This window comes from Chamaesiphon sp. OTE_75_metabat_556 (assembly GCF_031378165.1).
Lineage (GTDB): Bacteria > Cyanobacteriota > Cyanobacteriia > Cyanobacteriales > Chamaesiphonaceae > Chamaesiphon.
On the sequence record NZ_JANNDR010000352.1, the window covers coordinates 1 to 3,873 of the forward strand.

The following is a 3,873-nucleotide window of genomic DNA, read 5'->3' on the forward strand; positions in this document are numbered from 1 at the left end:
AACAGATCGCCAACAAAATTATCTCCAGATCATTCACAATAGTGGCGAACACCTCTCGGAATTAATTGACGACATCTTAGATTTTTATAAGCTAGAAGTTGGCAAGACTTTCCTGAAAATTAGCGAATTTTCACCCACCAAGCTAGTAGAACAAGTAGTCGAAATTGTTAAATCTAAGGCCGAATATCGCAAGATCGATTTGGAATTGCAAATTATTGAGAATGTCGATCCGCAGATTAATAGTCGAGAATTGCGGTTTAGAGGCGACACCAAACGGGTACGACAAATCTTATTAAATATTCTGACTAACGCGATTAAATTCACACCAGAAGGTGGGACGATCGTCATTCGTACCTGGATGGAAGATGGCTATGCCGTCTTTGAAGTTGAAGATAGCGGGATCGGGATCGAAGAAGACCAAATTCCCCGCCTATTTAAGAAGTTTCACCAACTCGATCGCACCTTCGATCGCGATTATGGGGGGATGGGTTTAGGACTGGCAATTACTCAACAATTAGTCGAACTGCACGGGGGGTCGATCGAAGTTGATTCGATCGTCGGTTCTGGTTCGACGTTCACAGTCAGGTTGGCATCGCAACCACTCCAAGTACCTGAGCGTAATGATTGGCAGGAAATGGATCGAAGTCTGGTTTTTCAAGATCCCGAACTCAATCCCATTCCCAATCGGGTGATCTTGATCGAACAAGATGAAGATTTAGCTAATTTCATCTGTGATGTGCTGACAGCAGCCAGATATCAAGTCACCTGGTTTTTATCGGCCGAATCTTCATTCCGCCAAATCTCGATGTTCAAACCAGATCTGTTGATTATCGATCTGGCACTCGATGCGACAACAGTCGATCGGGCGATCGACAATATCCGCAAATCAACGACGATTGGGGAGCTGAAGATGCTCGCACTGGCCACAAAAGAGGATAAAATCAGCCCGACTAGTCAGCAATATGTCGATGATTATTTGTGGAAGCCAGTCAACCCCGAACAACTGCTACGTAAGATTACTAAATTACTTAGTAAATAATCGATCGCATCGAGCGTTGCGGATCGAAAGTAAAAGCAGAGATCTGAGGGTACCCACAATGGGCACCCCTACACAATTAATCTGTAGGGGTGCTCCTGTCTTGACTGAAACACATGCGGAGGAAACCTCCGCGTGATTTCAGTCGCTGTCTTGTCGTTTTTTTATGCGGGGGGAACCCCCGCATAAAAACGCCGCTTGTGAGTATCCTGGAATCTAAGCCTCCCCGCTTCCCGCTTTCCCAGATTAATTCAGCGGCGAACCAGTAGTTAAACTAACAGTTTTGGTACCAACAATCTGGAGCCGCGTCTGATGGTAAAAGCCCAAACCGCGCTTAGAGCTAGGAACCTGCCATTGATAACCGTCGGGGTCGGGATGTGCGGTCATCATTTTCGACCACAGCTTGAGTGTATGACTGGCGGTGGAGAGCTTGAGCCGATCGACACCCAACCGCTGGGCGAGTTCGGCCAATTCCAATTTGAGAGTGGTAGCCAGTTCGCCACTGGGATTAATGGTCAAATCCCGCGCATCTTTAGCTTGGATTAATGTGCTGTCGAGTAACCCACAAATGCGCTCGTTTTCGTGCTGATGCCGATCGAGTAACGTTGTTAACCGTTCCATCGCACTCAGACAATGGGCATCTAGACCGCTACTATTCCGGCACGAATGCAATAGTTGCGTCAGCGACTTAATTTGCGCTTGTTGCAGTTGCAATTGTTGCTGATGAATAGATAGAGTTTGGTTGACAGATTGTGCCAAACGATCGAATTCTTGGTTGAGAGTTGTCATAAATTAGGTGCAGGGGGTAGAGAGCAGCAAGTAGCGAAGATCGCGGTAAACAAGAATTTGGTTAGGGCGATCGGCAGCGTCCGCCAGATCCAAATTTGAAGTGTCAGTAGGTAGATGCAGTGGTAAAGCTAATTGGAGATGCAGCACAGCTAGAACCGATCGCTAGCAGCGATCGTAGTTTCTCCTAGTGATCATCCCCCTGCTATAGTTCCCTATTTGGGCGGATTACTATAACTTTTTGCAAACTTAAACGATCGAGTCGAAAGATTGCGGGATTGGTTAATCTGGCCTCAACCAACCAACGGAGATCGCAGTGCTAAAGGTTGAAACCGATCGCACGAAGTACCCCAAACCCCGTAAAATAGATCGGAATTCATAATTGCCCCAACCCTCTACTCCCTACCCTCTAATACCCTCTACCCCCATACCTTATGCCTCGCCGGACTGACATACACAAAATCTTACTCTTAGGTTCTGGCCCGATCGCGATCGGACAAGGGTGTGAATTTGACTATTCTGGCACTCAGGCTTGTAAAGCGTTGCGAGAGGAAGGTTACTACGTCATTTTGGTCAACTCCAATCCGGCGACGATTATGACCGACCCCGACACGGCCGATCGCACTTATATCGAACCGTTGACGTCAGAATTAGTAGCTAGTGTGATCGAGCGGGAACGTCCCGACGCACTCCTGCCGACGATGGGAGGACAGACAGCCCTGAATATCGCCGTGAGCTTGGCCAAATCTGGCATTTTGGCAAAATATAACGTCGAACTGATCGGTGCAAAACTACCCGCGATCGAAATGGCCGAAGATCGGCTGTTATTTAAAGAAGCGATGGCCCGGATCGGTGTACCAGTTTGTCCATCAGGCATCGCTACTAGCCTCGCAGAGGCACGGGAAGTCGGTAAACAGATCGGCAACTTCCCGCTGATCGTGCGTCCCGCCTACACCCTGGGTGGAGCCGGAGGGGGAATTGCTTACAATCAAGAAGAATTTGAAGCGATCGTCCATACCGGACTCGAAGCTTCGCCTGTCGATCAGATTTTGGTCGAGAAATCTTTGCTGGGTTGGAAAGAGTATGAGCTAGAGGTGATGCGGGATCTGGCAGATAACGTCGTGATTATTTGCTCGATCGAGAATATCGATCCGATGGGGATTCATACGGGGGATTCGATTACAGTCGCGCCCGCGCAAACGCTGACGGACAAGGAGTATCAGCGGTTACGCGATGCGTCGATTAAAATCATTCGGGAGATCGGCGTCGAAACAGGTGGCTCGAATATTCAGTTTGCAGTACATCCCGACACGGGCGAATATATCGTCATCGAAATGAATCCCCGCGTCAGTCGCTCGTCGGCATTGGCGTCTAAAGCAACGGGATTCCCGATCGCCAAATTTGCAGCGAAGTTAGCGGTGGGTTATACCTTAGACGAAATTCCCAACGATATTACCAAAAAAACACCAGCTTCCTTCGAGCCGACGATCGATTATGTCGTTACCAAAATTCCCCGCTTCGCCTTTGAAAAATTCCCTGGCTCTTCCCAGACGCTAACCACTCAAATGAAGTCTGTCGGTGAAGCAATGGCGATCGGCCGTACTTTTCAAGAATCGTTTCAAAAAGCCCTGCGATCGCTCGAAATCGGTCGCTTTGGCTGGGGTTGCGATCGGGATGAAGCTTTACCCTCGATCGAGCAAGTCCGGTCGCTGCTGCGGACGCCAACCCCCGATCGGATCTTTAGCATCCGCCATGCGATGCAATTGAAGATGTCACTGGAGGATATCTACGATCTGACTGGTGTCGATCCGTGGTTTTTAGACAAATTTCAGGATATTTTAACAACTGAATCTTTCCTCAAAACCCAACAATTAACCGACCTTACCAAAACCCAATTGTGGGATGTCAAACGTCAGGGCTTTAGCGATCGCCAGATTGCTTATGCCACCAAAACCACTGAAGATAGCGTTCGCAAACATCGCAAAGATCTCGGTGTCGTCCCCGCTTATAAATTAGTCGATACCTGCGCTGCCGAATTTGCTGCGGAAACG

General features: G+C 48.5%; 3 protein-coding genes. 2 read left to right on the plus strand and 1 reads right to left on the minus strand.

Annotated elements, in window-relative coordinates:
* On the plus strand, positions 1 to 1,039 hold a 1,039-nt coding region (locus tag RMO27_RS14315), incomplete at its 5' end, for an ATP-binding protein (RefSeq protein ID WP_309733636.1).
* Between the two features lie 243 nt (positions 1,040 to 1,282).
* Here RMO27_RS14315 and RMO27_RS14320 read toward each other — a convergent pair.
* The gene (locus RMO27_RS14320) at positions 1,283 to 1,825 is read right to left on the minus strand and encodes a hypothetical protein (protein ID WP_309733638.1); all 543 of its coding nucleotides are present in this window, start codon (positions 1,823 to 1,825) and stop codon (positions 1,283 to 1,285) included.
* Positions 1,826 to 2,256: 431 nt separating this feature from the next.
* Here RMO27_RS14320 and carB point away from each other — a divergent pair.
* Positions 2,257 to 3,873: carbamoyl-phosphate synthase large subunit (gene carB / locus RMO27_RS14325; RefSeq protein WP_309733640.1), on the plus strand; the 1,617-nt coding region annotated here is incomplete at its 3' end.

Excerpts from the sequence above, each read along its gene's own strand:
- RMO27_RS14320 (WP_309733638.1), bottom strand. The coding sequence starts at position 1,825 with ATGACAACTCTCAACCAAGAATTCGATCGTTTGGCACAATCTGTCAAC.